This window comes from Timonella sp. A28 (assembly GCF_051200815.1).
Lineage (GTDB): Bacteria > Actinomycetota > Actinomycetes > Actinomycetales > Cellulomonadaceae > Timonella.
This window is the reverse complement of record NZ_CP195159.1, coordinates 2,501,924-2,526,980: the sequence shown is the minus strand read 5'-3', so window position 1 is coordinate 2,526,980 and position 25,057 is coordinate 2,501,924. Positions and strand designations below refer to the sequence as shown.

Annotated in this window: 30 protein-coding genes and 1 pseudogene; 13 read left to right on the top strand and 18 right to left on the bottom strand. The window is 53.0% G+C overall.

The window, feature by feature from the left end; translation table 11 throughout:
• Positions 1-92: 92 nt before the first annotated feature.
• Positions 93-1,397: a MerR family transcriptional regulator gene (locus tag ACR9EC_RS12020; protein WP_435299449.1), complete on the bottom strand. Its 1,305-nt coding sequence runs from the start codon at positions 1,395-1,397 to the stop codon at positions 93-95.
• Between the two features lie 393 nt (positions 1,398-1,790).
• On the opposite strand from ACR9EC_RS12020, the pseudogene ACR9EC_RS12015 reads away from it, so the two are divergent.
• A pseudogene (locus ACR9EC_RS12015) lies at positions 1,791-2,069 on the top strand (WhiB family transcriptional regulator); the annotation flags it as partial.
• 117 nt (positions 2,070-2,186) lie between these two features.
• Here ACR9EC_RS12015 and groES read toward each other — a convergent pair.
• Together groES and ACR9EC_RS12005 are read right to left on the bottom strand one after the other, a co-directional pair.
• On the bottom strand, positions 2,187-2,480 hold the full coding sequence (gene groES, locus ACR9EC_RS12010; RefSeq protein WP_435299448.1) for a co-chaperone GroES: 294 nt from the start codon (positions 2,478-2,480) through the stop codon (positions 2,187-2,189).
• A gap of 324 nt (positions 2,481-2,804) precedes the next feature.
• Positions 2,805-3,212 carry a GNAT family N-acetyltransferase gene (locus ACR9EC_RS12005; RefSeq protein WP_435299447.1) on the bottom strand — a complete coding sequence of 136 codons (408 nt, stop codon included), beginning with the start codon at positions 3,210-3,212 and terminating at the stop codon, positions 2,805-2,807.
• 161 nt (positions 3,213-3,373) lie between these two features.
• Here ACR9EC_RS12005 and ACR9EC_RS12000 point away from each other — a divergent pair, with 161 nt between their 5' ends.
• The 3 genes from ACR9EC_RS12000 (at position 3,374) to ACR9EC_RS11990 (ending at position 6,299) form a co-directional block, all read left to right on the top strand.
• Positions 3,374-4,594, top strand: coding sequence for a THUMP-like domain-containing protein (locus ACR9EC_RS12000; protein WP_435299446.1), 1,221 nt, complete (start codon positions 3,374-3,376; stop codon positions 4,592-4,594).
• A 9-nt stretch (positions 4,595-4,603) separates the two neighbouring features.
• On the top strand, positions 4,604-5,743 hold the full coding sequence (locus ACR9EC_RS11995; protein WP_435299445.1) for a glutamate--cysteine ligase: 1,140 nt from the start codon (positions 4,604-4,606) through the stop codon (positions 5,741-5,743).
• Between the two features lie 103 nt (positions 5,744-5,846).
• Complete coding sequence (locus ACR9EC_RS11990; RefSeq protein WP_435299444.1) at positions 5,847-6,299, top strand: hypothetical protein; 453 nt, start codon at positions 5,847-5,849, stop codon at positions 6,297-6,299.
• 88 nt (positions 6,300-6,387) lie between these two features.
• Here the strand turns inward: ACR9EC_RS11990 and rpsN are convergent, their stop codons facing one another.
• From rpsN to rpmB, 3 genes are read right to left on the bottom strand one after another with little or no spacing between them, the layout of a single operon-like run.
• Positions 6,388-6,690 (bottom strand): 30S ribosomal protein S14, encoded by a 303-nt coding sequence (gene rpsN / locus ACR9EC_RS11985; RefSeq protein ID WP_435299443.1) that lies wholly within the window; start codon positions 6,688-6,690, stop codon positions 6,388-6,390.
• Complete coding sequence (gene rpmG / locus ACR9EC_RS11980) at positions 6,690-6,857, bottom strand: 50S ribosomal protein L33 (protein ID WP_435299442.1); 168 nt, start codon at positions 6,855-6,857, stop codon at positions 6,690-6,692. Before rpmG ends, rpsN begins: the two co-directional genes overlap by 1 nt.
• A complete protein-coding gene (rpmB, locus tag ACR9EC_RS11975) occupies positions 6,854-7,093 on the bottom strand; it encodes a 50S ribosomal protein L28 (protein ID WP_435299441.1) in 240 nt (79 codons plus the stop codon). The genes rpmG and rpmB overlap by 4 nt, the downstream gene beginning before the upstream one ends.
• Before the next feature lie 54 nt (positions 7,094-7,147).
• Here rpmB and ACR9EC_RS11970 point away from each other — a divergent pair, with 54 nt between their 5' ends.
• From ACR9EC_RS11970 to ykgO, 3 genes are read left to right on the top strand one after another with little or no spacing between them, the layout of a single operon-like run.
• A complete protein-coding gene (locus ACR9EC_RS11970; protein ID WP_435299440.1) occupies positions 7,148-7,426 on the top strand; it encodes a type B 50S ribosomal protein L31 in 279 nt (92 codons plus the stop codon).
• 8 nt (positions 7,427-7,434) lie between these two features.
• Entirely contained in the window at positions 7,435-8,541 is a 1,107-nt protein-coding gene (locus tag ACR9EC_RS11965; protein ID WP_435299439.1) for a GTP-binding protein, read from the top strand.
• 18 nt (positions 8,542-8,559) lie between these two features.
• Complete coding sequence (gene ykgO, locus ACR9EC_RS11960; RefSeq protein ID WP_435299438.1) at positions 8,560-8,682, top strand: type B 50S ribosomal protein L36; 123 nt, start codon at positions 8,560-8,562, stop codon at positions 8,680-8,682.
• A gap of 67 nt (positions 8,683-8,749) precedes the next feature.
• Here the strand turns inward: ykgO and tsaD are convergent, their stop codons facing one another.
• From tsaD to alr, 5 genes are read right to left on the bottom strand one after another with little or no spacing between them, the layout of a single operon-like run.
• Positions 8,750-9,793 (bottom strand): tRNA (adenosine(37)-N6)-threonylcarbamoyltransferase complex transferase subunit TsaD, encoded by a 1,044-nt coding sequence (tsaD, locus tag ACR9EC_RS11955; RefSeq protein WP_435299437.1) that lies wholly within the window; start codon positions 9,791-9,793, stop codon positions 8,750-8,752.
• A 36-nt stretch (positions 9,794-9,829) separates the two neighbouring features.
• Positions 9,830-11,383 (bottom strand): ribosomal protein S18-alanine N-acetyltransferase, encoded by a 1,554-nt coding sequence (gene rimI / locus ACR9EC_RS11950; protein WP_435299436.1) that lies wholly within the window; start codon positions 11,381-11,383, stop codon positions 9,830-9,832.
• Positions 11,380-12,087 (bottom strand): tRNA (adenosine(37)-N6)-threonylcarbamoyltransferase complex dimerization subunit type 1 TsaB, encoded by a 708-nt coding sequence (gene tsaB, locus ACR9EC_RS11945; RefSeq protein ID WP_435299435.1) that lies wholly within the window; start codon positions 12,085-12,087, stop codon positions 11,380-11,382. The genes rimI and tsaB overlap by 4 nt, the downstream gene beginning before the upstream one ends.
• A 12-nt stretch (positions 12,088-12,099) precedes the next feature.
• Positions 12,100-12,678 (bottom strand): tRNA (adenosine(37)-N6)-threonylcarbamoyltransferase complex ATPase subunit type 1 TsaE, encoded by a 579-nt coding sequence (gene tsaE, locus ACR9EC_RS11940; RefSeq protein WP_435299434.1) that lies wholly within the window; start codon positions 12,676-12,678, stop codon positions 12,100-12,102.
• Positions 12,679-12,717: 39 nt separating this feature from the next.
• A complete protein-coding gene (alr, locus tag ACR9EC_RS11935) occupies positions 12,718-13,938 on the bottom strand; it encodes an alanine racemase (RefSeq protein WP_435299433.1) in 1,221 nt (406 codons plus the stop codon).
• A 120-nt stretch (positions 13,939-14,058) separates the two neighbouring features.
• On the opposite strand from alr, the gene ACR9EC_RS11930 reads away from it, so the two are divergent.
• From ACR9EC_RS11930 to ACR9EC_RS11910, 5 genes are all read left to right on the top strand, one after another.
• A complete protein-coding gene (locus ACR9EC_RS11930) occupies positions 14,059-14,277 on the top strand; it encodes a type II toxin-antitoxin system RelE/ParE family toxin (RefSeq protein WP_435299432.1) in 219 nt (72 codons plus the stop codon).
• A 127-nt stretch (positions 14,278-14,404) separates the two neighbouring features.
• The gene (locus tag ACR9EC_RS11925) at positions 14,405-14,707 is read left to right on the top strand and encodes a helix-turn-helix domain-containing protein (RefSeq protein WP_435299431.1); all 303 of its coding nucleotides are present in this window, start codon (positions 14,405-14,407) and stop codon (positions 14,705-14,707) included.
• Positions 14,708-14,937: 230 nt separating this feature from the next.
• Positions 14,938-15,948, top strand: coding sequence for a hypothetical protein (locus ACR9EC_RS11920; RefSeq protein WP_435299430.1), 1,011 nt, complete (start codon positions 14,938-14,940; stop codon positions 15,946-15,948).
• Between the two features lie 99 nt (positions 15,949-16,047).
• On the top strand, positions 16,048-16,647 hold the full coding sequence (locus ACR9EC_RS11915; RefSeq protein WP_435299429.1) for a DUF6318 family protein: 600 nt from the start codon (positions 16,048-16,050) through the stop codon (positions 16,645-16,647).
• Positions 16,644-17,492: a hypothetical protein gene (locus tag ACR9EC_RS11910; RefSeq protein WP_435299428.1), complete on the top strand. Its 849-nt coding sequence runs from the start codon at positions 16,644-16,646 to the stop codon at positions 17,490-17,492. Before ACR9EC_RS11915 ends, ACR9EC_RS11910 begins: the two co-directional genes overlap by 4 nt.
• Positions 17,493-17,549: 57 nt before the next feature.
• On the opposite strand, the gene ACR9EC_RS11905 is transcribed toward ACR9EC_RS11910, so the two are convergent.
• The 5 genes from ACR9EC_RS11905 to ACR9EC_RS11885 form a co-directional block, all read right to left on the bottom strand.
• Entirely contained in the window at positions 17,550-19,109 is a 1,560-nt protein-coding gene (locus ACR9EC_RS11905) for an NAD(P)H-hydrate epimerase (RefSeq protein ID WP_435299427.1), read from the bottom strand.
• Positions 19,110-19,145: 36 nt separating this feature from the next.
• The gene (locus tag ACR9EC_RS11900) at positions 19,146-20,057 is read right to left on the bottom strand and encodes a M15 family metallopeptidase (RefSeq protein ID WP_435299426.1); all 912 of its coding nucleotides are present in this window, start codon (positions 20,055-20,057) and stop codon (positions 19,146-19,148) included.
• Positions 20,054-20,404, bottom strand: a complete 351-nt coding sequence (locus ACR9EC_RS11895) for a holo-ACP synthase (RefSeq protein WP_435299425.1) — start codon at positions 20,402-20,404, stop codon at positions 20,054-20,056. Before ACR9EC_RS11895 ends, ACR9EC_RS11900 begins: the two co-directional genes overlap by 4 nt.
• Before the next feature lie 133 nt (positions 20,405-20,537).
• Positions 20,538-22,403, bottom strand: a complete 1,866-nt coding sequence (gene glmS / locus ACR9EC_RS11890; protein ID WP_435299424.1) for a glutamine--fructose-6-phosphate transaminase (isomerizing) — start codon at positions 22,401-22,403, stop codon at positions 20,538-20,540.
• A 35-nt stretch (positions 22,404-22,438) separates the two neighbouring features.
• Positions 22,439-22,615: a hypothetical protein gene (locus ACR9EC_RS11885; protein WP_435299423.1), complete on the bottom strand. Its 177-nt coding sequence runs from the start codon at positions 22,613-22,615 to the stop codon at positions 22,439-22,441.
• Between the two features lie 83 nt (positions 22,616-22,698).
• Here ACR9EC_RS11885 and coaA point away from each other — a divergent pair, with 83 nt between their 5' ends.
• A complete protein-coding gene (gene coaA, locus ACR9EC_RS11880) occupies positions 22,699-23,649 on the top strand; it encodes a type I pantothenate kinase (protein ID WP_435299422.1) in 951 nt (316 codons plus the stop codon).
• Here coaA and ACR9EC_RS11875 read toward each other — a convergent pair.
• Together ACR9EC_RS11875 and ACR9EC_RS11870 are read right to left on the bottom strand one after the other, a co-directional pair.
• Complete coding sequence (locus tag ACR9EC_RS11875) at positions 23,646-24,377, bottom strand: DedA family protein (RefSeq protein ID WP_435299421.1); 732 nt, start codon at positions 24,375-24,377, stop codon at positions 23,646-23,648. The two genes, coaA and ACR9EC_RS11875, sit on opposite strands and share 4 nt — an antisense overlap.
• A 7-nt stretch (positions 24,378-24,384) precedes the next feature.
• A complete protein-coding gene (locus ACR9EC_RS11870; protein ID WP_435299420.1) occupies positions 24,385-25,038 on the bottom strand; it encodes a peptide deformylase in 654 nt (217 codons plus the stop codon).
• Positions 25,039-25,057 lie beyond the last annotated feature (19 nt).

Genomic DNA, 25,057 nt, shown 5'->3' with positions numbered 1-25,057 from the left:
TCTTGTCAAGCGTTCAATGAGACAAGAACCACCATTACTACGTGGCCGTATACCCTTCCTGCACCTTTATGGAGGGGTATACGGTTCGCGTTTTATGGCTGGTTTAAAGATATTACTCCGGTATCTTCTGGCCAGTAGTTCAGTTCGTTTTTTTGTGAGCACACTGTCGCGTGGACTTCGTGAAAGAGTGCTTTAAACGATCTGATTCCGCTGATTTTTTCTTGGCTCATGAGGTCGCCAAGGTCTCCGCCTTCGCGTCCTATCCCCACAAGTATTGGCAGTTCTGGGAAGAGACTATTTACCGCGTTGATAACGGCTGTGTCGGGCCCGGCGTGCGTGGTCACAAATACGGCTGCTGTGGGGCGAACCATGCGCACAAGTTCGGTTACTCTGCGCTCGTTTTCTGGCCCGAGGATGACGTGCGCGGTGCAGTCTTGCGCTGCGAGTGCGGCGGCTAGAACGTGCGCCGGTAAAGAAAGGTCTTCGACTGGTGGCGCAAAGACTAGTGCAATGTTTTTGAGCTGGGATGGGTGCGGTCGACGCATCTGCCCGTTCTGTGGCCGCACTGTTTGCATGAACTGCGAGATTGCCGTTTGCGCGAGATAGCAGATGAGCGTGCGAGGGTTTTGTCCTGGCTGGGCTAACACTGTGTGACCAGCGAGGCGATCAAGTGCAGGCTGTACGAGTTTTTCCCACCATTCGACGATGTCTTCTTCGGGGGTGATTTCTAGCAGTTCTTGGCAGGTGGTGTGTTCGCTTCGCAGCGCTGATGCGACGAGTTCTGTGCATCTGTGCGCATAGTCTGTAGGGTCAATGTATTCGGATTCGAGCGGTGCGATAGTGAGGTGTCCGGCGCGGCCAACGTGCACTCGTGTTGGAGCGTTGAGCGTACGTTTTTCTGCCGGAACTGTGTCTTCTTCGCTGCTTTCCGTAGCGGTGTGCCGCGTGCGACTGTCCGCGGTGTGGGGCGAATTTTTGTCGGCCGTGGCTGCCTTAGTTTCACGCAGTTCACGTTCAGCCTGCTCAAACGTCACGTCCCTGTTGTGGGCGGTGTGCGCTTGGTGTGCGGCTTCTGAACTTGTTGCTCCGGCGAGCATGGCTGTGCGCATCACCATGAGTTTGATGAGGTCGTCGTTGGTGTATCGACGGTGTTTTCCGCTGGCGTGGTCTGTTGGGCCAAGCTGGTGGCGGCGCGCCCATGTGCGCAGGGTCGCGGGTGCGACTCCCACGCGTGCGGCGGCAGTTGCAACTGAGTATGTTGGCTCGTCGAAAAGTGGTGAAGGTGTTCCGGTGTTTTCTGACATGTCCTGCTGGGATGTGTTGTGTACGGTTTCCAACTCGCTGTTGCGGGGTGGCGCGGCTGGGTTGTTTGTGTGTGTACCCGTATAGGACATCATGCCGAATCCCTTCGCTTGCTGCACCTTGTATGTAGGGTGACCTCACTATAACAAAACGCTTCAAGAGTTATTCATTGCTGTTCACGCGACCGCAACGCATGGGTAGAACTCACCATTACGATCGCTCTTGTTCCTGTTACATCGGGAGAAAAGCCGCAACATTTAGCCGAGCACTCACCAAAAGTGGAAGTTTTGCGCAGAAATCAGCCCGTGAGCGACTTTGTTTTTCACCCTTTGAAGGACTTTTGAATAATTGTTGACTCGATATAGGTTCGAGGTGTTGACGCGATCTGTTGGTCAAGCAGGTCACACAACAGTGCTATTCGTGAGGTGCTCATCGCAGAACACCCCGCACACCACAAACCCGCACAAACTTTTGAAGGGTGTTGCACCATGACTGATGTTTCACGTCTCCCAGGTCCCGTCATTGAACTTTGGGAATGGCAATATCAAGGTTCTTGCCGCGATGCTGACGACACCTTGTTCTTCCACCCTGAAGGCGAGCGAGGCTCAACCCGCCGCCGTCGAGCAGAACGCGCCAAAGCAATCTGCGCCAGCTGCCCTGTACTCATGCAATGCCGCGAACAATCACTGCGCGTACGCGAACCATACGGAGTGTGGGGCGGCCTGAGCGAAGACGAACGCAACGCCATCCTCGCCGAACGCGACCGCCAAGCTTACCCGCGGACGTTTCCGCACCGCCTAATTCATGCTTCAACACCCATCGCACAAAAAAGGGGTGGAACCGCAAGGTTGCGGTTCCACCCCTTTTTTAAATGCTAACTAGATTTAGCCAACAATCGCGAGTACATCACGAGCAGAAAGAATCAAGTATTCTTCGCCGTTGTACTTCACTTCGGTGCCACCGTACTTGGAGTAGATGACCTTGTCGCCAACAGCAACGTCAACCGGCACGCGGTTTCCGTTGTCGTCAACGCGTCCTGGACCAACTGCCAAGACTTCACCTTCCTGTGGCTTCTCTTTTGCTGTGTCTGGCAAAACCAGACCAGAAGGAGTTGTAATTTCAGCCTCGATCGTCTTAACGACGATGCGGTCTTCAAGCGGCTTGATGGAAACCGACACGCGGACCACCCTTTCGCAAACGTTGTAGTGAGTTCAGCAAGCGCAACCAGAACTGTGCATCTTGTCGTCGCGGTGCCAAGAACACGTCTAGTTACTCCACGTTCTAATGTAGATCCGAGTTAGCACTCGGTCAAGACGAGTGCTAGATCTTGGGGATACTACTCTCTGCCTGCATGAATTAAATACATTCATTAGACCAGGTATGGCGCCTGAGATTCCTGCCGCCTTAGGCTTACACAAACAAAGACTTTAACCATAACTTAATAATAGAAACTTTATTGATTTCATTTATCACTTGATCGTTAATAAAACAGGAAATCGGTTTTATCGATTTATCGATTTCGTCATTCCCGTGGAGAATTTTTCAAACCCGAAATTTTTATAATAAGGTTCCATATTTTCTACGCACATAAGTTGTGGAATTACTCTATTATTCTCACAATGTTGAATCATTCGATTCATTAGTTCTTTGCCGACCCCTTGGGACTGTTGGCTTGGTAGAACACATAATCCGCATATGATTCCAGTGATTACGCCATCTGAGATAACACGCCCCATGCCCACTAATTGTTTTTCGTCATATACGTAAAGTGCATACCAGCTTTGTTTACACATTCTCTCCAAGTCAACGGTTGTTAACTGTAGTGAATTCCATCCTAAGGATTCATATATGGTGAGCAATTGTCCAAAATCTTTAGGAGGCTCTACCGTATAACGTAGAGATTCATTCATATGAGCACCTCTGAATTTTTCATACTGAAGTTTAACAATGAAAAATAAACTTCTTCCGGTCACACTGCGACACGCTACGTGTAAAGGATGTGAGATGCACGTTTCTGCACTTCACACCTCACACAGACCAGAATCTGCGGTGGTCATGACAAAATAATCTGATGGATACCGCGCTTTTGAGTCAGCTTGCCAGCCCACAGGGTCAAACCCTCATGGAAGCAATAGCAAACCTCAACACTAAAGATTCACTTGCGTTGTCTCGCGCTCTACGTAAGCAAGGGTTCGCTGCCGAACTCGTTGCTGCGGCGCTCACCCAAAATCGTTTACGCACTCAAGCCGAAGCGAAACTTGGGCCTTTCGCTGAGCGCATGTTTTTCACTCAAGCAGGTTTAGAACAGGCAACAAGGCTGCCTGTTGCGGCGCATCATGCTCGTCGTTTCCTTGGTGCTGGTGTTACCACTCTTGCAGATTTAACTTCTGGCATTGGCGCCGACTCTATGGCTTTTGCCGCTCTTGGCTTGAACGTTGTTGCTAGCGAGATTGATCCGCTCACTGCTGCTATTGCCGCAGAAAACCTTGCGCCTTTCCCTAACGCGCAGGTGGTAAACCGCGATGGGCTCACAACAGATTTTGTTGGCGAGAATATTGATGGCGTGTACGCTGATCCGGCCCGACGTGATGGCGCTGGAAAACGAATTTTTGATCCCCAAAGTTACCTTCCTGCACTTGATGACGTGTGGAATTTGAGGTCACAAGTGTCGGCTGTTGGTATCAAAGTTGGCCCTGGCATACCTCACGATGCGCTTCCTGCTGAGTGTGAGACCCAGTGGGTGTCTTTAGATGGTGATGTTGTTGAGGCTGGCTTGTGGTTTGGTTCCGTCGCTCACTTTCATGGCCGCAGCGCACTGGTCTTAACAACAACAGCTCAAGGGCAGCAAGCCACAACGTATACGGCTGAAGGCCGTCAGGAGCATTGCGACCATGCTAGAACAGCCTCTGACCTGCTCACTTATATTCACGAGCCAGATGGCGCGATTATACGTGCGGGGCTTGTTTCTCACCTAGCGCATGAAGCGCACGGGCTTCTGCTTGATCCCACCATTGCGTATTTCTCTTCAGACTTACAACAGGTTTCAGCGCAAGAGGGTCATGGGCTCACGCACGCTTATCGTCTTCTCGACACGCTGCCTTACAACGTCAAAGCACTGCGTAGTTACTTACGGGAACGTAAAGTTGGTCGCGTGACTATTAAGAAGCGAGGGATTGGCGTGACTCCTGAGCAGTTGCGTCCGCAGCTTTCCCTTAAAGGTGACAACGAAGCCACCATTATTCTCACGCGCGTTAATGATAAAAAAATGGCACTCATTGTTGAGCCTGTCTAAAGGAGTCTCATGAGTTTCTCTCTTCCTTTTGCTCACTCGGAGCGCTCAACTTTAGGCATTGAGTGGGAACTGGCGCTCGTCGATAAGGATTCGGGTGACCTACGGCAGGTCGCACAAACCCTCCTTGACGAAGTGTCCCCTGATGGCACACAGCACCCGCATATCCGCCAAGAGTTACTCCTCAACACTGTTGAGATAGTAACGAATGTGTGCACCACAGTGGAAGAGGCCGGGCAAGACCTTTCTCGTTCCATTGAGCTTCTGCAGACGCTTGCTGATCCGCTTCGGGTGGAACTCATGTGTGCAGGCACCCACCCTTTTGCACGGTGGAGTCACCAGAAAGTCACTGATAAAGAACGCTATGCAACATTGATTGATCGCACGCAATGGTGGGGTCGACAAATGCTCATCTATGGCATTCACGTGCATGTTGGGATTGAGGACCGCAATAAGGTTTTACCTATTACGTCTGCTTTACTCACGTATCTTGGGCATGTGCAGTCGCTTTCTGCTTCGTCGCCGTTTTGGGGTGGCAACGACACTGCTTATGCGTCGAATCGTGCGCTCATGTTCCAGCAACTACCTACTGCCGGTTTGCCGTTTCAGTTTGCGCAGTGGGAAGACCTCGAACGCTATGTTTCGGACATGCTGAAGGTTGGGGTTATTGACGAGTTCAATGAGGTCCGCTGGGATGTTCGCCCTGCTCCTCATTTTGGGACGATTGAGGCGCGTATCGCTGACGGGGCATCTAACCTTACTGAGGTGCTCGCTTTGGCGGCCTTGACGCAGTGTCTTGTGGAGTATTTTTCGACGTTACTTGACCAGGGGAAACCGTTGCCGGTGATGCAGCCGTGGTTTGTTCAAGAAAACAAATGGCGTTCTGCTCGATATGGCATGGATGCCATTTTGATTCTTGATGAGCATGGCAATGAGGACCTTGTTACTGAAGATTTGAACCGTCTCTTAACTTTGTTGGAGCCGACGGCTGCGCGTTTGGGCTGCGAAAAAGAGTTGAATGATATTCGCACCATCATGCGTAAGGGGGCTAGTTACCAGCGACAACGTGCTGTTGCTCGGCGAAACGGTGGGGATCTTGGCGCAGTGGTTGCGCATCTCGTGAAGGAACTTCGCGCCGGAAAACCTTTATAGTTTCAACAAACACGCTGATCTGGACATACGCACTATTGCGCTCTATTGTTTCCTATAACCAAGTGTTGTTTTGCTCACAAGAGCCTTCAAGGAAATGGTGAATATGTCAGATAGCGAGCCTGAAATACGGATTGTAAAGCCCAAGACGTTGTGGATTACCACTGCTGTTTTTGCGCTCTATTCCACGGTTTTTGTGTGGTTGAGTTTTACGATGCCCACGAACGTTGTCGTCGTTGCAGCAATACCGCTGCTTTCCATAGTGTTTTTTCAAAACACTGCATTTTTCAGGCCGCTGCTAGCCGCGTCCAAAACATCAACTACCGCATCTAAGCCATCGGCAGTTGAGGAAGATCAAGCACGATACGGGTTGCATCTGGCTGGTGCGATGTCGCTAGTTGCTCTTGCTGCTATTCTTCCCAGCGTGTTTCCTAAGATCGGTGACAATGTTGCCCTAGTGGCTGTTATAGCGCTTGCTGCACCTGCTCTTTTATGGGTTCTCACGGTCCACTACTTCCGGTTGGCTCACACACAAGAAAAACAACCCGGGTTGATTTAGTCCCCACATATGACGCATGAAAGAAGCCAACCGTGATGCCAGACGGTTGGCTTCTTTCGTATGGCCCGAGCACACTGTTCTTGTCGAGTTACCAGCTCGATTTTGTGAATCCGGGCAGTTCTCCGCGTAGTGCTTGTGCGCGAAAGTTAATGCGCGAAAGCCCTACTTTTCTTATGTAAGCGCGTGGACGTCCGTCGATGCTGTCGCGGTTGCGTAGTCGTGTTCGGCTAGAGTCGCGGGGCAGCTCTGCTAGTTTTCGTACTGCTGCTTGCTTTTCTTCGAAGCTGCTGGCTGTCCTTATGGTTTCTTTCAGGGCTTGGCGTTGCTCAGCATATTTTTCGACGAGTTTTTCTCTGCGTTGTTGCGCTGCAATTTTTGAGGTTTTTGCCATTATCGCGACTCCTTGTATTCCACGTGACGGCGAACGATTGGGTCATATTTCTTTATGACGAGTCGTTCTGGTGTGTTGCGTCTGTTCTTTTTGGTCACGTATGAGTGACCGGTTCCTGCGGTGGAACGAATCGTGATTACTGGTCGAAGATCGGTTCGTTTACTCATGTGATTTTTTGTCCTCGAGCGATCATGTCTGCGATAACCACGTCGATGCCTCGGGCATCAATTGTTTTGATTCCTCGCGCACTTACGGTCAGGGTGACGTGCCGGTTGAGGCTGGGTACCCAGTACCGCTTTTTTTGGATGTTGATGTTGAAGCGTCTGCGGTTTCGCTTGTGTGAGTGCGAAATTGAGTTTCCGAAGCCGGGTGTGGCTCCGGTTACCTGACATGTGCGTGACATATCCACCTCTCGTATATAATGAGAACCATTATCATTAGCCTAGCAGAGGAAATCATGAAGAAAAACATTCATCCCCCGTACCAAGAAATGGTTTTCCGTGACATCACAGCAGGACACACGTTCCTCACCCGATCAACCTTGACCAGCAACAAAACCATCGTCCTTGACGGAAAAACCTACCCCGTCGTCGACGTCGAAATTTCCAGTGCAAGCCACCCATTTTGGACCGGAACCAACCGAATCATCGACGAAAAGGGCCGCGTAGAGCGATTCAACCAACGCTACGGAAAGCGCACCACACCCAAGGACACCACCCAACAAGAACAGAAATAACCCACAGCATGAACCCGTCAACTTCCGCCCACAGCATCCCCATCGTGCTCGTCACCGGCATCAACGACGCAACCATGAAAGCAACAACCGCAGTCCTGCAATGGGACTGCCCGAACACGGTTGTCGTCCGCCACGAAATTGACGTGCACTCTTCCCGCCTCATCCGGATAGTCAGCGACAACAGCGGCATCCTCGAAAACGTGTACCTCGACCTCGAACACGCCTGTATTCCCTGCGCAATCCGCGAAGACATCATCCCCACCCTCACTCGTCTCACCCACACCAACACATGGGAAAGCATCATCACCCACCTGCCAGTGAGCGCAGACGCACAACAAATTTGCCGCGTAGCGCACTGGGATTCATCCCTCGAACTCAACATTTCTTCCGTTGTCGTTGCAGTCGATAACGCAACACTCACGACAGACCTACGCGGTTCAGACACCCTGCAAGACCGTGACATTCACTGCTCACACGAAGACGAACGCGGCGTCGCAGAAGTCCTTTGCGGCCTCGTCGAACACGCAGATCTCATTGCTCTTGCGGAAAATGCGGAAGCCACAGAAGACACCACCACGTGGGATTTTCTGCGAGCGCTCCCCCGCCCTGAGGTCCCTATTGTGCGCGGTTTAGAAAACCTTCAAGCGCAGCAACTCGTTGAAGCGGCGCACGACCATAAAGCCTCTGAAGCGTGGATAGCGCATGTGCGTAAGGCCCGACATGATGCGCTGGTTGGTGGCGAAAGTTGGGTTCTTGATTTCTGTTCTGATAAGCCGTTTCACCCTGAGCGGCTACTGAACAATATTGAACGGTTAGGCACCCACGATTTTCGTGCACGCGGATGTTTTTGGGTTCCTAGCCGTCCCGATGCCGCCTGCATGTGGGATGGGGCTGGCGGTCAATTGTCTATCGGTACGTGGGGTACGTGGAAAAACAAGCGACCGTTTACGCGTATTTGTGTCACGGGAACAGGTGCGGGGAAAGAAGAGCTTCGCCAAGCTTTCGAGGATTCGCTGCTGTCAGATGTGGAAGAAGTGACGTTAAGTGCACGTTGGGGCACTGAGTCAGATGGGCTTGAGCCGTGGCTCGGCAGCATGTGGGAAGAAACGTACTAGTTATGTGAAAGGAGAATCGTGAAGGTACGCAATTCACTTCGTTCGTTAAAGAATCAACCGGGTTCGCAAATTGTGCGACGACGAGGACGAACGTTCGTCATCAACAAGAAGAACCCTCGGTTAAAAGCACGCCAAGGATAAAGGTGTGCGCATAAGTAAAGGCGTGTTGTGCAGTGACTGCACAACACGCCTTTATGTGTTGAGACGGTTACACGTGAGTGATAGTTAACGGCATAGACGAATCAACTGGGATGTCTAACTGCGATGGTGCCACGCCGGCCGCAACCAGTGACGAACCCAAAGCAGCGATCATTGCGCCATTGTCTGTACAGTAGCGAATCGGTGGGATTCGCAATTCAATTCCGGCTTCTGCGCAGCGCGCAGTTGCCATGTCACGCAGTTGCGAGTTAGCTGAGAATCCTCCACCCACCACGAGCGTGTCCACTCCATGCAGTTCGCACGCGGTAATGGTTTTTGCGGTGAGAACATCTGCGACTGCGTCCGCAAAAGAAGCAGCAACATCATTCAATGGGATTTCTTCTCCTGCGTCTTGGCGAGACTCAACCCACCGTGCAACAGCAGTTTTTAACCCTGAGAATGAAAAGTCGTAGAGGTGTTTAGCTTGATCTTTTTTAGACGTTAACGCCCGAGGGAACTTGATCGCATTCGGGTTTCCTTCTCGTGCCAACCGGTCAATGTGTGGACCACCCGGGTATGGCAAGCCGAGGAGTCGCCCAACTTTGTCGAATGCTTCACCGGCAGCGTCATCAAGTGTTGACCCCAATTCGGTGACATCCGTTGCAATGTTGTCAACAAGCAGAAGAGACGAGTGCCCACCTGACACGACAAGAGACATGAACCGGTCTGGGAAATCTCCGTGTACGAGCTTGTCCACGGCTGCGTGACCCACCACATGGTTCACCCCATACAGTGGCTTGTTGATTGCTAACGCGAGCGCTTTAGCTGCTGATGCGCCGATGGTGAGCGGGCCGACAAGGCCAGGCCCAGCAGTAACTGCGACTGCGTCAACATCAGATAAGTCAACCTGCGCTTCGTTGAGTGCTCGTCGTAGCGTTGGCACCATCGCTTCAAGGTGCGCGCGTGACGCTACTTCAGGGATGATGCCCCCAAACCGGGCATGCTCATCCATTGACGATGCGACTGCATCAAACAGTAGTTCGTTGCCTCTCACAAGTGCGATACCTGTTTCGTCGCACGAGCTTTCGATTCCAAGAATAAGTGGCTCAGACATCGTGTTGTTCACCCTTACGGGTTTCTCCTTTAACGCTCATGCACCGGTGTGTACCGGGCGGGACGAATTGTTTGACCATTGTGACCAAGAGCCTGCATACAGGGCAGCATCTACTCCTAAGGATGCCAACACCGCAATTTCGTGGCTCGCTGTCACACCAGAACCGCAATACACTGCAACGTCATGTTCCACCACGGGCAGCACGTCGGATCCTTCAGTGTCGAACTGGTCTGAAATTACTCCACAGTCATGGAAAATTTCGATGAGTTTATGTGTTGGTAAAACCTTCTGCTGATCGTCAAGCAAAGCCGCGGTAGGGACGTTGACTGCCCCTGGAATGTGTCCAGCACGCGGGTCTACTGGTTCAACATCACCGCGGTAGCGTTCAGTAGCACGAGCATCAATAAGGATGCCTTCTGCCATGAAATCCAGTACATCGTCGGCCTTCAACGTAGGCATATGACCCGACTCTAAAGTGACAGCACTTGCTGGATAGTCTTCCACCCCCGAACGGGTCGGATAACCTGCACTCTGCCAAGCAGGTAGCCCACCATCAAGGATTTTCACATTGTCACACCCCGCCCACTTCAGCAGCCACCACAAGCGTGCAGCAGACATACCACCCACAGCGTCATAGACGACAACCGTTGAATGGCGTTCCACACCCCACGACTGCGCTGCGGCCTGCAAGTCAGCAAGAGCAGGTAACGGATGTCGCCCATCCTGCGGTGTTGGAGGCGCAGCTAATTGTGTATCCAAGTCTGCAAAAGCGGCGGTTGGAATGTGGGCGGCACGATACTGTTCCAGCCCATCTGTACGCCCCAACTGCCAACGCACGTCAAGGACACGCACATTACGTTGCGGACCATGCCTCAACAACGTGTGCACATCCTGCGCTGAAATAAACACTGCTTCACGCGCCGAAGCAACATCATGCGGGACAACATCAGCGATATCGTCATCCAACAGCACAGCCCCCGCCTGACCTTTCGGGTCCGTGCCACTGTGACTATTCGCGTCAACACTATGCCCAACATGAGGCGACCCCATACCAAAAATAGGGTCCGCCGACACATCCTCATCACGCACATCATCCGCGCCAACGAGTTGCTTACGCATCACAAACGCATCCAAGTTTTCTGGCTGATAGTAGCGTTTACGCACCGCAATCTGCTCAAACCCATACTTGGCGTACATGTTCAACGCTGCATCATTATTTGTTGCAACTTCAAGCAGCAACGCTTGCGCACGCAGCCACAGCGAACGCTCAATGAGCGCATTCATCAACTGCGAACCAATCCCCAAATGTTGCGCATCACGAGCCACACCAATAGTCATCACTTGCGCAACGTCACCGTCAAACCACAAGCCCGCATACCCGACTACTCGTTCGTCACCCGCCGCCAACTGCGGATCATATTCCGCGACGATATACCAACGGCCCGACGCACCCAACTCGTCGGCAAGCATGCCATACGTCCACGCCCCTGAACCAAACAGTTCAAGCTCAAGCGCGGTAATTCGGTCAAGGTCCTGCGCTCGCATCGCACGAATGTCGATGCGTGGGCGTGCATGTGCCGGATGTGTCATGGCAGTGCCCGCTTACGTGCGGCAGGTACTTGCGCGTCGGGGCGGCGCAGATAGAGCGGCGTGGTGGGAAGCTCTTGCCCGTCTGCTTGGCGGGCAAGCGCAAGCTGTGCGAGCACTGTTGCTGATGGGATTGCTGGCGATTCGCGTACGTCGTATCCGGTAAAGGCGTCGCGGTAGAGGGCCGCTCCTTCTCCAACAACGATTGCGTGCTCTGCAAGGCCTCGTTCGACGAGTTCTGTTGCAGAGCTGACTTCTGGCCCTTCGAGTGCTTGTACTGCGATCGCGCCGTATGCAGTGGCTGCACCTACCTCGTATAAGGCGTAATACACTTCGCGGCGACGAGCATCAGCGACAACGAGCACTTTGTCTCCTGCCTGTAATTCGTGTTCGGCTGCTGCTTGTGCGGCAAGAGCATCGAGGGAAGACACCCCTAATGCTTCTTTTCCTACACCGAAAGCAAAAGTGCGGGCAGTGACAAGACCGACGCGCAATCCAGTAAAAGGCGCGGGCCCGGTTCCACCAACGACGGTCGTAATGTCAGTTGATGACGTGCCAGTTTCACGCATGAGTTGCTCGATGAGCGGGGCGAGTTGCTCTGCGTGGCGGCGCTGTTCTCGCACTGTTTGTGTTGCGAGTTCGTTGCCTTGGTCGTCGAGCAGCGAGGCCGACACTGCGGCTGATGTATCAACGGAAAGAACAGTCACGTCTCTGCCTACTTATCTTGTCGTTGGGGCACTGTCAGGTGCAGCGCTTGGAACAGGTGGAAGTTCATGGGTGCCTGGAAGTGTTACGCCTTCCCAGCGTTGCCCGTGCAACGTGATGGTGGCGGTGCGTTCTCCAATTTCTGCACCTTCAACGTCGAGGACATCAACTGGGACCCCACCATGCGGTCGCTCTAAGACGATTTCGATGCGGTCGCCTGATATCCCTTCAACAAGCCCCACACCCCATTCGACAACTGTTACTGCCTCTTCGAGCGAGGAGTCAAGGTCAAGTGCGTCCACTTCTTCAAGGGACCCGAGCCGGTAAGCGTCTACGTGAACGAGTGCTGGGCCGTCAGTTAAAGAAGGATGCTCGCGGGCAATGATGAAGGTTGGTGAGGCAACTTGCCCTCGGATACCTAACCCGACACCTATGCCTTGAGTGAGAGTTGTTTTTCCGGCGCCTAAATCTCCGGTCAACATGATCAGATCACCGGCTTGCAGCAACGCGGCAAGCGATTCGCCGAAAGCGCGCGTGGCGTCTGCGTCAACGAGTGTGGTTGTAAGAGTACGTGCAGTAGTCACGCAACCCATTATCCTACCTTCAGGCCTCGCCTGCAGACACTTTCCTTATCATGAGGTTGTGGCGTCTGTGTGCGTGTAGATGCGCGGCACTCGTTCGCTTAGTCGAGTGACTATTTCGTAACTAATTGTTCCAGCGATTTCAGCCCACTCGTCTGCGCTAGGCTCACCGCGTGCAGAGTCACCAAAGAGGACTGCGGTGTCGCCAGCATGGGCGGCGGTTTCAGGTCCGAGATCAACCATGAATTGGTCCATGCACACCCGTCCGCTAATGCGGTATCGCTGCCCTGCGATTGTGATCGGAGCACCTAAACCACCTGTCGCGCGAGTACCAGACACGTGTCGAGGTATTCCATCGCCGTACCCTAAGGGCACAACTGCGAGGACCGTTGATGTAGGTGTCGTGTACTGGTGTGAATATGACACGCCATGACCTGCGGGTAGCTCTTTAAGGGTGGCAATGTCTGCTTCTAAAGTCATTGCTGGACGCAACCCAAAATAGGCGCTGTCGCCAACCTCTGGTGCAGGCGACAGCCCATACATCGCTAAACCTACACGCACAAGATCATAGTAGGCGTGCGGGTTCGTGAGTGCTGCCGCCGAGTTTGCAAGATGACGCACTTCAAAACGAGCGCCAGCGGCCTGTGCATAGGCGATCGCCGCATCAAAAGCCGCAACCTGCTGCTGGTTTACTTCATGTCCGGGCTCATCTGCGCAGGCAAGATGGGACCATATACCAACCCACGATATGTGGCCTGCATGGTCGGCTGCTATGAGCGGTTGGACGATCTCGTTCATGTGCTCAACGGTGTAACCGTTACGCCCCATGCCTGTATCTACTTTGAGGTGAACGCGCGCTCGTCGAGAAACACGTTGGGCTGCTGCGATAACTGCGTGCACGGCGTGCGGGTTGGCAACAGACACATCAATATCGTGTTCAAGTAGCGGATCGAAGTCACTATGTGGCGTGTTCAACCAGGTAAGGATGCGTTCGGTGATTCCTGCTTGCCGCAGTTCAAGGGCTTCACTTGCTTGCGCGGTACCCAACCATGTGGCACCACCGGCAACAGCAGCACGCGCAGACTCAATCAGTCCGTGCCCGTACGCGTTACTTTTTACAACTGCCATCACGTGAGTGTGTGGCGAGCGAACGTGAACTCTGTCGCGAATCGTTGCCACATTGTGGGTGATCGCGTCGAGGTTTATTCGGGCGCGACCCGTGTAGTACGGCAGTGAAGTGTGCTTATGGTGGCTGGCTTGTGGTGCTGTCACGAAACCTATTGTCTCATCTCTGTTTTGCTGAGTTTTTTGCCTTCACTACTCGCGGCACACACTCAAAAAAATAATAATTGCATTATATAATGCTTAGGCTATATTTTTCTGTGACCTCAATTGGGGCGACCGATAGCAGACAGGATCAAGACTTCCAGACATCACAACATGAAAGAGCTGAGGCCGCCTTCTAGCTCAATCAGGGTTTTGTTCGCGTTCGATCCGGAAAAGCGAGCAATCCTCCTCATCGCAGGAGATAAATCAGGCAACTGGAAGAAGTGGTATAGCCAAAACATTCCATTAGCCGATGATCTCTACGACAAGCACCTCAACAATTAAATACGCAAGCCACACCCCTTGGTACGGATTCTTTTAGGAGCCTCGCGCCAAGGGGCCCTTCGCGCTAAACCGTGGTTCGATCAGCATTCAGACGTCGCTAGACCATGGAAAGGAGCATCACAGCACTATGGGAACTTTTACAGAATACAAAAAGAAGAGACCCGCCAACCCCGAGGCTGTTGCCGCATACAAGCAAGAAGCCCTCGAAGAAATTCGTGCATATAGACTCCAAGAACTCCGCAAAGAACTTGGCCTAACACAAACCGACCTTGCGGAAGAAATTGGGGTCAGTCAAGTGCGAATATCTGCACTTGAACGCGGTCGCGTAGAAGACGTGGTCGTAAAAACTTTGCAGCAATACGCCCATGCCCTCGGTGGGAAACTGCGAGTCGAAATCGAATTAGGTGACACAACTTTCAAACTCACTTAAAGCAAAAAGAAGGAAAACAACGTTCACTCCCCACCTAGATCCTCTACGTTTTAAGTGTAAATAGATCCGTATTCCCCATCGACTAACTAACCAGAAACCACTACCCTCAAGGCCGTAGAGATAATGTTCAGCGTGCACGCCCTAACAGGTGGTTTTGTCTGTGCAGCACACAGTTTTATGCGCATGCTGTGCAAGGCTTCACGTACTAAAAGATTGGTTGATAGTTAACGATGAATAAAGCACGAATTCGTAAAATATGTGATGAAATAACCGAGTTAGGTCACCCCCTCACCGACCTGTCAGAACTTAAAACATGGAAGACAGTTCCACGTGAAGTTCAAGACGTACTGTTCGCCACCATCGAAAACAAAAAGCTTGATGGCGATGTACGCGCATTTGTTGCATCCCACTTCCCCACCAAAGGAACTAAAAGGTACTGGCCACGTTTGAAAAAAGTGTGGCTTGCGTCGGCGGATAACACTCCTGCTCTTTCGGCAGCGTTAGCAAACTATTTCGCAGACAGTTCCGCGCCATCGGATTTTGAAGCTCTTGCTGAAATCCTTGCAGATTCACACTACGGCTTTGAACGCCACCTGCTATTCAAGCGTTTCAGCAGGGCACGCGACGCACAAGCAATGGATTACGTGCGCCGATTCATCGACGACTCCGAAATCGGCGAACAAGCACAAACGGTCATAAACGAAAAAGAAAAAGCTCAGCAACGCACACAAGCGCGCAAAGCTAAGCAAGAACCTGTAACCCCTGCCGTGGTTGAAGATGCTGCAGAAGCACCTGAAGCTACTGCAACTCCTGAAATTTCCGAAACACTCGAGCCTGTTGTGGAAGAAGCCTCTGCTGTCGCCGATACAGAGAAACCTGCTGACGAGCCCGTCGTTTCAGAGACCCCTGTGGTAGAAACCGACATCGTCGAAACCATCGAGCCAGTGGAACCGGTCGCTGAAGAAGTTCCTACCGCGCCTGATGTCGCGCCTGAGCCGGTTAAAGAATCTGCAGTAACTGCAGAGCAGCCTGTTGTCCTAGAAGATTCGCCGACAGTTGAGACTGTTCCTCCTGCTCCAGAGCATACTGAAGAGCCGTCACATGACGCTGTCACGGCGCCTCCTGCTCCGCCTGCCGATGAGCAGCACGTTGATGTTGTTCCTCAAGCGAAACGTCAATCTTGGCTTGCTAGGTTGAGCAAGTTCATCAAGCGTAGCCCCGAAAAGAGCAGCACCGAGTAATTTTTACTCACTGAGTTCTATTCACATGACTGCCCTGTGGTTTTCCACAGGGTAGTTGTGTCTATGGGCGGGGTGTGTGGGGTTTGGTGGGATGTGTAGATGTCCCTTTATAAACGTTTTTCCGTGTTGTGTTGTGGTGTTGTTGTATGTGTTGTTGCTCTTGGCCTGTCGGGATGTAGTACCGAACCGGAATCTGCGTTGAGTTCACCCACAGTCATGCCTTCCTCTCCCACCTCTGAATCAAGTGATTCGACGAGTCCACCTGCAACACAATTAGAACTGCCTAAACCGACTGCAGGCATGGCCAACAATAATGCGCAAGGCGCACAAGAAGCAGCTGACTATTTCGGGAAAATGATCACCTACATCATGGCCACCCAACAAACTGACCTCCTCGACACCTTCGCCGTAAAAGACTGCCCAGAGTGTGAAGGCAGTCGTGACACTTTAGTTTTCTTGAAAGAAAAAAGCCTTCGATACTCAGGTTTTTCTGTTGAATACATTTTGAAAGAAACCCCTGCAGAACTATCTGATTCGCTGTGGTTCGCCAAAGCAAAGTTAGCTGTTTCTGAATACGAAATCCTAGATTCTGAGGATCAAGTAGTTAAAACAGAAGCAGCAGACTCACGTACTGGAACTTTTACGGTCGAGTACCACGAAGATGGCTGGAAGTTGTTGGGATTGTTGCCAGAGAAATGAAAACAATAACCGTAAGTATTCTCTTATCAGTTTTGTCGCCACTTACAACGTCCGCAGACGATCTGTCCAAAGCCAGATGGATGCACAATACGGATGGTCGAACCGAAGTCGTAATAGAAATAAGTGAGAAGCACAAACAAGAAAACAAAGGAACGTTTGGTGGTACGTCGTCGGATTCTAAACCGTCTGTTGTTGTGGTGCGTGAGGAGGTGTGTTACTCGGGTGGGATTGGTGGTGTGACGTGTGGTGTGTTGCTGGCTCAAACACGTGAGCAATGTGCGGAGGGTCAGGTAACAGCCGCATACCGGTTACATACCTATGACGCTGACACGAATGAACTGGTAGGGACGCAGTTTCGTGAAGGTGACTGCATCGCTGAACCTGACCCGGCAGCTAGTGAAGTATTTGAAGTAACCCAAGCCGATTTCCAAAAACTACCCTTACAAGGTTCCGGAATCAGCCTGCAACCTCATGACGGTCAAGGCATCATCAATCTTCCGGTGTGGGTGACCACCTCACCCGACGCGCAGATTCTCCCCGCTACAGTGCTCGGCCGAAACATTACCGTGAAAGCAACACCAGTTTCATACACGTGGGATTACGGCGACGGCACAATTTTTACCACCACCAGCCCCAACAAGCCCTACCCTCATAACGACTACGAACACACTTACACCCGCATCAGTACACCCACCATCACGCTGACAACCACGTGGGCAGGAGCCTATTCCCTCGACACCACCACGTGGATTCCCATCCCCGGCACAGCAACCACCACAGATACCACCGAGCCCCTCAACATCGAAGAACGAAAACCCGTCCTCGTCCCCGCGCCCACACCCTAAGACGCACCCACACGTCCTCTTTCTGCAGCAACGCGTGGGTGCTTATGTGGCGTTGTGTTAGGGCAGCCCGCTGTTGAGCAAAGCGCAGGCTCGCGGGATTTCCTCAATGACTCGCGTCGCAGTAATAGGTGCTGAATAACCGCTCGGTGCATGATTCTGCCCCGGCTGGTATTCCCCTGCGGCTAAACGAGCAGCAAACCCGTGCATATACACTCCGCCAGCAGCGACAAGAGCCCAATCCGTGTCTGTGATACTCGTACGTTTATGTGCAAACCATTTAGCAACGCTCGTCGCTAAAATCCCTGCGAGCGCGTCGCCTGCACCAGCACTCGCTAGTTGTGAGGTGCCGTCTGAATACATGTATGCGCCGTGTCTGCCGACGATTATTGTTGCTGCGCTTTTAGCGACGATCGTTGCGCCGGTGATGGTGTGTGCGAGCACTGCGGATTCCATGAATTGTGCTTCTACGTCGGTTCGGGATCGTGGGTGTCCGCAGCGTGTGAGGAGTTCAGCGAGTTCGCCTGCGTGTGGGGTGAGTATGTGGTGTGAGCGTAGGTGTGTGCATAGTTCGGGATCTAGTGTGGCGAGTGCGCCGGCGTCGAGGATTACTGGTACTTGTTCGCGGACGAGTGTGAATACGAGGTCGCGTAGGTCGAGGCCGGGTGGTAGCCCGGATCCTACGAGGTAGGACTGTACTTGCCCTTGTGCGGTTACGATTTCTGGTGCTGCGGCAACGATCATGCGGGCGATGCTGCCTTCTCCCAAGTATCGGACCATGCCTGGGCCGCTTGCTACTGCGGCTTGTGTCGCAATGATTCCAGCCCCGGGGTATTCTGCTGAGCCGGCAATAATTCCGGTTACTCCTCGCAGGTATTTGTGTGAGTGTGCGGGTGGTGCGCTTACGAGAGAGGTTAGGGCTCCGGTGGGGGTGAAGTCTTCAGGTTCTATAACGCGCATATACGCTTGGGGTAGGTTTAGGCCGATGTCGGCTATGTGAATGCGACCAGCATGATGTAGTGCTGGTGGTGCACAGAGACCAATTTTTAGGGCACCGAATGTGATGGTGTCGTCGGCTCGTATTGTGCGGGTTTCGTTGGAGACTTCACCTGTGGATGCGTCGATGCCGCTTGGTATGTCGAGGCTGATTGTCCATGGTTTGTGGGTGTGGCGGTTTAGTTCGCTGATCAGGTCGCCTGCGATTCCGCGTGCTGCGTCGTGTGCGCCTATCCCTAGGATTCCGTCGATGAGTAGGTCCGCTTGAGTGCAGTGTTGTACGGCTTCAGCGAAGGTGTCCTCGTTGAGGTTTATGAGACGTGCTTGGGTGTTGCGTAATGCTGCAATCCCTTCGGCGTGGACGTTTTCGCTAACTGTTATGACAGTGATGTGTGTGGGGAAACGTGCGAGGTGAGCGGCGGTAAAGAGTGCGTCGCCGCCGTTGTTTCCGGGGCCGACGAGCACGGTGATGCGTGTGCCTGAGAGACGTCGGTATTGTGCTTGGATGCGTGTACGGATGATGGTGCTGGCTGCGAATGCTGCTTTCGCCATGAGTGGTTCGCCTGCGGCGAGGAGTGGCTGTTCTGCCGCGCGTATTTCTTGGGCAGTGTATGCGGGCTTCATATATCCATCATGCCATTGGGCTGTTTACGGATGTGGCTAGTCGTGGGTTTGTTGTTCCCATAGGTATTCGCGCAGGGTTATGCCACGGTCGTGGATTTCTTGTGCGGCTTCTTTGCCGACGTAGCGGAAGTGCCAGGACTCGTACATGTAGCAGGTTTGTTCAGTTTTTCCTTTGGGATAGCTGAGAATGAAACCGTATTTCCACGAGTTTTTGCGCATCCATGTTCCGGCTGGTGTGGTTCCCCAGTCGTTGTAGGCCCATGGGTCGCGGAGTGAGTTTGCGCTTCGTACATCGAGGGATGTTCCGAGTTGGTGTTCTGAGTGTCCTGGGCGTGCGCTTGCTTCGATGGCGTGTTCACGACCGTATTTTCGTTGGTTGTCACCAAAAGCGATTTGTTGGTCTGTGTAACTTCTAAATGCTGATGCGACGGCGATTTCTGCGTCTGCTTTTTTGGCGGCTCTGGCCATTTTTTTCAAGTCGTCGATGATGATGGCTCGCACGTACCCACCACCGGGGAGTCCTGCTTCGCTGACAGGCACTAGATCTTTGGGGGCGTATTCTTGCGGCAGCCTGTATTGGTGGTCTAGTAGGGTGTTTTGCCAGTCTTTGAGGGCGTTGTGTTCGGTGGGGTCGTCGCGTAGTTCACAGCTTGGCAGTGGTGGGGTGTTGTTTCGGGCTGGGGTGACTGTTGCGTCGTCTGCGTTGTCGACGTCTTGGCGGGTTTCGGAACGTGAAGCGTCTATTTCGTGTTCTTGTATGGAGCCGAGGAAGGATGGTGTGCCTTGTTCAGAGATGGCGTCTGTGTATTGTTCTTCGTCTTGGGCTGCAGCATCTGATGTGTTGTTCTCGGTGCTGCTCATATAGTTGGGCGCAATGTAGAGCGCTCCTGCTGCAAGGGTTGCGGCTACTGTGCCTGCGACGATGAGTTTACGAGTTGTGTGGCTCATCCTTCGGCCACCACCATCGCCGTAGCGACGGGTCCGTCGTGCGATAAGGACAGGTGGAAGACGCGTACGCCGAGATCGGATGCTGTAGCGGCTACGGTCCCTTCGGCTTCGATTGTGGGGCGTTGACCTGTGGCGCGTCGTATGGTGACGTCGTGCCAGAGCATGCCTCCTGGGGAGCCTAATGCTTTTGCGATTGCTTCTTTCGCTGCAAAACGTGCCGCTAAGGATTCAATCGGCATGTCGCGTTCTGGTTCGGTAAAGAGTTTGTCGCGTAGGCGTGGAGTGCGTTCGATTGTTCGACGGAAACGCTCGATATCGACGACATCGACGCCAATTCCAACAATCATGATGCTCCAAGTCTGTGTGCCGTGCAGCCTAACCCCCAGTTCAAGACTAGGGGTTAGGTGCAGGGACAACAACACTCACGTCCAGAGTGTTGTTGTGAGATCCTTCAAGGATCCGGTGTGCGTTATGTGCGTTTTACTCTACGGTGACTGACTTTGCGAGGTTGCGCGGCTGGTCAACGTCAAGGCCTTTAGCGTGCGCTAGTTCTGCAGCAAAGATCTGCAACGGAATAATCGTGAGTAGCGGTGACATAAGCGTTGGGCATTGTGGTACCCAAAAAACTTCGTCCGCAAAAGCTTCGACTTGGGTGTCACCGTCTTCGGCGATCGCTAAGGTGCGGGCACCGCGAGCGCGGATCTCTTGGATGTTTGAGATCACTTTGGAGTGCAGTGAGTCGCGTCCGCGTGGTGAGGGGACGATAACGAACACTGGTTGTCCTGGTTCGATTAACGCGATCGGACCGTGTTTGAGTTCTCCTGCGGCGAATCCTTCGGCGTGAATGTAGGCGAGTTCTTTGAGTTTGAGTGCGCCTTCTAACGCGATGGGGTATCCCACGTGACGTCCGAGGAACAGCACGGAGGAGGTGTCGGCCATCCAGCGTGCGATTTCTTTGACTCGTCCGCTGCGGTTGAGGGTTTCGGTGATTTTTGCTGGCATGTCTCGCAGTTCAGCGAGGATTGCTTGTATTTCGTCACGGAATTTGTTGCCGCGTAGTTGTGCAAAATATAGGCCGAGTAGGTATGCGGCTGCGATTTGTGACACGAATGCTTTGGTTGATGCGACAGCGACTTCTGGTCCTGCGTGTGTGTAGAGGACTGCGTCGGATTCGCGTGGGATTGTTGAGCCGTGCGTGTTCACGATGGAGATAACTTTTGCGCCTTGTTCTTGGGCGTGGCGTACGGCCATGAGTGTGTCCATGGTTTCGCCTGATTGTGAAATCGCTACGACGAGGGTGCGTGGTGTGACGATGGGGTCGCGGTAGCGGAATTCGTGTGCGAGTTCCACTTCTACTGGGATTCGGCACCAGTGTTCGATCGCGTATTTTGCGACGTGTCCTGCGTATGCTGCGGTTCCACACGCGATGACGATGATTTTGTCGATTGTGCGGAGCACGGATTCGTCGATGCGTAGGTCGTCGAGAACGAGGTCGCCTTTTTCGTTGGTGCGGCCTAGTAGTGTGTCGGCGACGGCTTGTGGTTGGTCGTCGATTTCTTTGGCCATGAACGACCAGTAGCCGCCTTTTTCTGCGGCTGCTGCATCCCAGTCGACTGTGTAGTGTTTGGGCTCTACGGTTTCGCCGTCAAAGTTTATGACGTGTACTGCGTCTGGGGTGATGGTGACGATTTCGTCTTGACCGAGCTCTAGGGCTTCGCGGGTGTGGGCGATGAATGCGGCGACGTCGGATCCGAGGAAGTTTTCGCCGTCTCCTATTCCTACGACGAGTGGCGAGTCGTGTCGGGCGCCAACGACAGTGTCTGGGTGGTCGGCGTGTACTGCAAGGAGCGTGAACGTTCCGTGCAGTTGACGGGCGACGTTACGCATCGCTTCAGTGAGGTCACCGCTTTTTTGGTATTCGATACCGAGCAGGTGGGCGGCCGCTTCGGTGTCTGTTTCAGAGGTGAATGTGACGCCTTGTTCTTCTAGTTCTCGACGAATGTGGAAAAAGTTTTCGATGATTCCGTTGTGGATGACAGCGAGTTTTCCGTCGAGTGCTAGGTGTGGGTGAGCGTTGACGTCGCTTGGTCCGCCGTGGGTTGCCCAGCGGGTGTGACCGATAGCTGCTGTTGCTTGTGCTAGTGGTCTAGCTGCTAGTTCTTCTTTGAGGTTGACTAGTTTTCCTGATTTTTTTGCTTGCGCTATCGAGTCGAGTTCTGGTGCTGCTAGCGCAACTCCAGCTGAGTCGTATCCGCGATATTCCAAGCGCCCCAATCCTTCAAGTACCACGTCTAGTGGTTTTGTTGAAGGTTTTTGGGGTCCAACATATCCTACGATTCCGCACATATGTAGCGAAGTCCTCCCTGGGTTATGCACCCTACTTACGCTGTATTTTTAAGCCGACGCGCATACGCTACACCGGTTGTGTTCGCGCACGTGACGGCTTCAATGCCGTCGTCGTGTGCGTTAGTGTGTTGCCCCGAATCGCTTTGAGGCAGCACATGATTGTAACTAATTGTAAGTTCGCTTCGCTGGGTGGGCAGAAAAATCTGCGTCATATAGCGGATGAAACACCTTAAAATTGTCCGCTTTGTGCCGCCAGTTCGCGTCAGGGGGTGACATTGCGGCATTATTTTGTGTGATGCCTAATTCAATTGCTCCTGCATCCCCGTACGTTGACCTTGATAGGTCTGCGTGGCAACGGCTCTCTGAGTCGACGCCACTGCCCCTTACCGACGAAGACGTCGAGCGGCTTGCAGGCCTTGGTGACCCTATCGACCTCGCTGAGGTCGATGCCGTCTATCGACCGCTTTCACGCCTGCTGAACTTGTATGTGGGGGCTTCTAAGCAGTTGAATACGGCTACTTCAACATTTTTGCGTGAAGAGTCTGGCGGCACACCATACGTTATTGGTGTTGCGGGGTCTGTTGCGGTTGGAAAGTCTACGACGGCTCGTGTTCTTCGCGAAATGCTGGCTCGGTGGCCTGATACGCCGCGTGTTGATCTCATCACCACGGACGGTTTCTTGTATCCGAATGCGGAGTTGGAACGACGCGGAATCATGAACCGGAAAGGGTTCCCTGAGTCGTATGATCGTCGGGCTTTGACGAGGTTTTTGATGAAGGTGAAGGCCGGACGAGCGACCGTGCACGCTCCCGTCTACGATCACCTGACATACGACATTGTGCCGGGCGCACACCAGAGCGTAAATAGGCCAGATGTGCTTATTGTGGAAGGCTTGAATGTGCTTCAGCCTGCCCGCCCGCATGCGGGCGGCACGTCCAGTCTTACGGTCTCCGATTTTTTTGATTTTTCCATCTACGTTGATGCAAAAACTGAGCATATTAAAAGCTGGTATGTTGACCGGTTTTTGTCGCTGCGTGAAACCGCATTCGCAAAACCTGAATCATTCTTTAAACGGTATGCGGAACTTTCTGATACGGATGCGATTGCGATGGCGGAACGCATTTGGGGTGACATTAACGAGCCCAACCTCACCGAAAACATTTTGCCTACTCGTTCTCGGGCAACACTCGTGATGCGTAAAGGCCTCAACCATTCGGTGGAACGCGTCCGGTTACGAAAAATCTAATCGAGCGGCTTGTGGTCGTCGTGCTGTTCTCGGTGGCGTAATTCGTTGCTGTGCTGGGCAACTTCAGCGAGCTGTTCGAACCCTTCGCCAAAGTCGTGTCCGCGTTTTTCGCCGACCCGAAGGATGCGCCGCACCACAAAGTCAACAATGTATCCAAGGAGCACTCCCCCTACGACTCCTGCCACAACAGCAACGATGGGGTGCCCTTTGAGCCAGGTTCCAGCGCCCATACCAATCAGGCTGGAATAACCGGCCCACGTGACGGCTGCGATAGCTGCGTAGAAGACGAATGCGCGGCGAGGGAACCGCATTTGCCCGGCAGTGAAGTTCACAGCAACGCGTCCGATGGGAATGTATCGGGCAGAGATAATGACGGGTGCTGGCCGGCTCGCCACCATGCGTTCAGCCCATTGCATCATGCGTGCCACGCGTGGAACTTTTAACAACCGGATATCTTTCACTGAGAGATACCGGCCTATAGTGTATGCCGTCAGGTCACCGCCCAACGCACCCACAATCGCGATGGCAAAGACAATCCAAATATTTGGGTGCCCTGTACTCATCGAAAGAGCGACAACACCAATAACCAAACTTTCGCTGGGAAAGATTGGCAAAATGCCGTCAAGTGTTATGAACAGCCACAGAAACACAAACAGCCATGGAGTACCTTCAAATGACGTGGCATACGTCATCATGGCGTCGTTTGCTGCGGTCAGCCATTCAAACATGAGGCCTCTAGTCTTTCAGTGCGCTGTGTTGCGCTAGTGCAAAACCTAGTTCGCGTGCGGCATCAACTGGTTCTGACGATGATGCCCACAGGTCGACTAAGTTTTCGGTTGATGTCAGAGATCTTATGTCAGCTTTATCGATGTAAAGGACACCGTTGAGGTGGTCTGTTTCGTGTTGCACGATACGTGCCGGCCAGCCGTGGAGCACTTCGTCAAGGGGGTTTCCGTGCTCGTCGTGCGCCTGTAAGCGAACGCTACGGTAGCGCGCTACAACTGCTTGATAGCCGTCCACGGACAAGCAGCCCTCATAGAAGGACACTTTGTCATCTGACACTGGCATATACGTCGGGTTGATCACTACGCGTGAGTCGAAGGCAACACGTTCACGAGTGTCGTCTTCGTCTAATGAGCCCGGGTCCCACATGACTGCAATCGCTAGCGGAACACCCACTTGGGTTGCGGCCACACCTACACCAGGTGCGTCCATCATGGTCACGTGCAGCGCGTGTAAAAACTCTGGAAGTAACTCACCAAGCTGACCGTCGTAGTGGGCTGCGGGCTGCCGTAACACTGGGCGCCCTGCCTGCACTATCGGCAAAATGCCGTCGGGGTGGTCTTGTAAGAGGGCTGCCACATGATCGTATAACTCGGTGTTACTCACCCCGCAATCTTCGCACATG

Excerpts from the sequence above, each read along its gene's own strand:
- ACR9EC_RS12020 (WP_435299449.1), bottom strand. The coding sequence starts at position 1,397 with ATGATGTCCTATACGGGTACACACACAAACAACCCAGCCGCGCCACCC.
- ACR9EC_RS12005 (WP_435299447.1), bottom strand. The coding sequence starts at position 3,212 with ATGAATGAATCTCTACGTTATACGGTAGAGCCTCCTAAAGATTTTGGA.
- ACR9EC_RS12000 (WP_435299446.1), top strand. The coding sequence starts at position 3,374 with ATGGATACCGCGCTTTTGAGTCAGCTTGCCAGCCCACAGGGTCAAACC.
- ACR9EC_RS11995 (WP_435299445.1), top strand. The coding sequence starts at position 4,604 with ATGAGTTTCTCTCTTCCTTTTGCTCACTCGGAGCGCTCAACTTTAGGC.
- ACR9EC_RS11990 (WP_435299444.1), top strand. The coding sequence starts at position 5,847 with ATGTCAGATAGCGAGCCTGAAATACGGATTGTAAAGCCCAAGACGTTG.
- rpsN (WP_435299443.1), bottom strand. The coding sequence starts at position 6,690 with ATGGCAAAAACCTCAAAAATTGCAGCGCAACAACGCAGAGAAAAACTC.
- rpmG (WP_435299442.1), bottom strand. The coding sequence starts at position 6,857 with ATGAGTAAACGAACCGATCTTCGACCAGTAATCACGATTCGTTCCACC.
- rpmB (WP_435299441.1), bottom strand. The coding sequence starts at position 7,093 with ATGTCACGCACATGTCAGGTAACCGGAGCCACACCCGGCTTCGGAAAC.
- ACR9EC_RS11970 (WP_435299440.1), top strand. The coding sequence starts at position 7,148 with ATGAAGAAAAACATTCATCCCCCGTACCAAGAAATGGTTTTCCGTGAC.
- ACR9EC_RS11965 (WP_435299439.1), top strand. The coding sequence starts at position 7,435 with ATGAACCCGTCAACTTCCGCCCACAGCATCCCCATCGTGCTCGTCACC.
- tsaD (WP_435299437.1), bottom strand. The coding sequence starts at position 9,793 with ATGTCTGAGCCACTTATTCTTGGAATCGAAAGCTCGTGCGACGAAACA.
- rimI (WP_435299436.1), bottom strand. The coding sequence starts at position 11,383 with ATGACACATCCGGCACATGCACGCCCACGCATCGACATTCGTGCGATG.
- tsaE (WP_435299434.1), bottom strand. The coding sequence starts at position 12,678 with ATGGGTTGCGTGACTACTGCACGTACTCTTACAACCACACTCGTTGAC.
- ACR9EC_RS11925 (WP_435299431.1), top strand. The coding sequence starts at position 14,405 with ATGGGAACTTTTACAGAATACAAAAAGAAGAGACCCGCCAACCCCGAG.
- ACR9EC_RS11920 (WP_435299430.1), top strand. The coding sequence starts at position 14,938 with ATGAATAAAGCACGAATTCGTAAAATATGTGATGAAATAACCGAGTTA.
- ACR9EC_RS11915 (WP_435299429.1), top strand. The coding sequence starts at position 16,048 with ATGTCCCTTTATAAACGTTTTTCCGTGTTGTGTTGTGGTGTTGTTGTA.
- ACR9EC_RS11910 (WP_435299428.1), top strand. The coding sequence starts at position 16,644 with ATGAAAACAATAACCGTAAGTATTCTCTTATCAGTTTTGTCGCCACTT.
- ACR9EC_RS11905 (WP_435299427.1), bottom strand. The coding sequence starts at position 19,109 with ATGAAGCCCGCATACACTGCCCAAGAAATACGCGCGGCAGAACAGCCA.
- ACR9EC_RS11900 (WP_435299426.1), bottom strand. The coding sequence starts at position 20,057 with ATGAGCCACACAACTCGTAAACTCATCGTCGCAGGCACAGTAGCCGCA.
- ACR9EC_RS11895 (WP_435299425.1), bottom strand. The coding sequence starts at position 20,404 with ATGATTGTTGGAATTGGCGTCGATGTCGTCGATATCGAGCGTTTCCGT.
- glmS (WP_435299424.1), bottom strand. The coding sequence starts at position 22,403 with ATGTGCGGAATCGTAGGATATGTTGGACCCCAAAAACCTTCAACAAAA.
- ACR9EC_RS11885 (WP_435299423.1), bottom strand. The coding sequence starts at position 22,615 with ATGACGCAGATTTTTCTGCCCACCCAGCGAAGCGAACTTACAATTAGT.
- coaA (WP_435299422.1), top strand. The coding sequence starts at position 22,699 with ATGCCTAATTCAATTGCTCCTGCATCCCCGTACGTTGACCTTGATAGG.
- ACR9EC_RS11875 (WP_435299421.1), bottom strand. The coding sequence starts at position 24,377 with ATGTTTGAATGGCTGACCGCAGCAAACGACGCCATGATGACGTATGCC.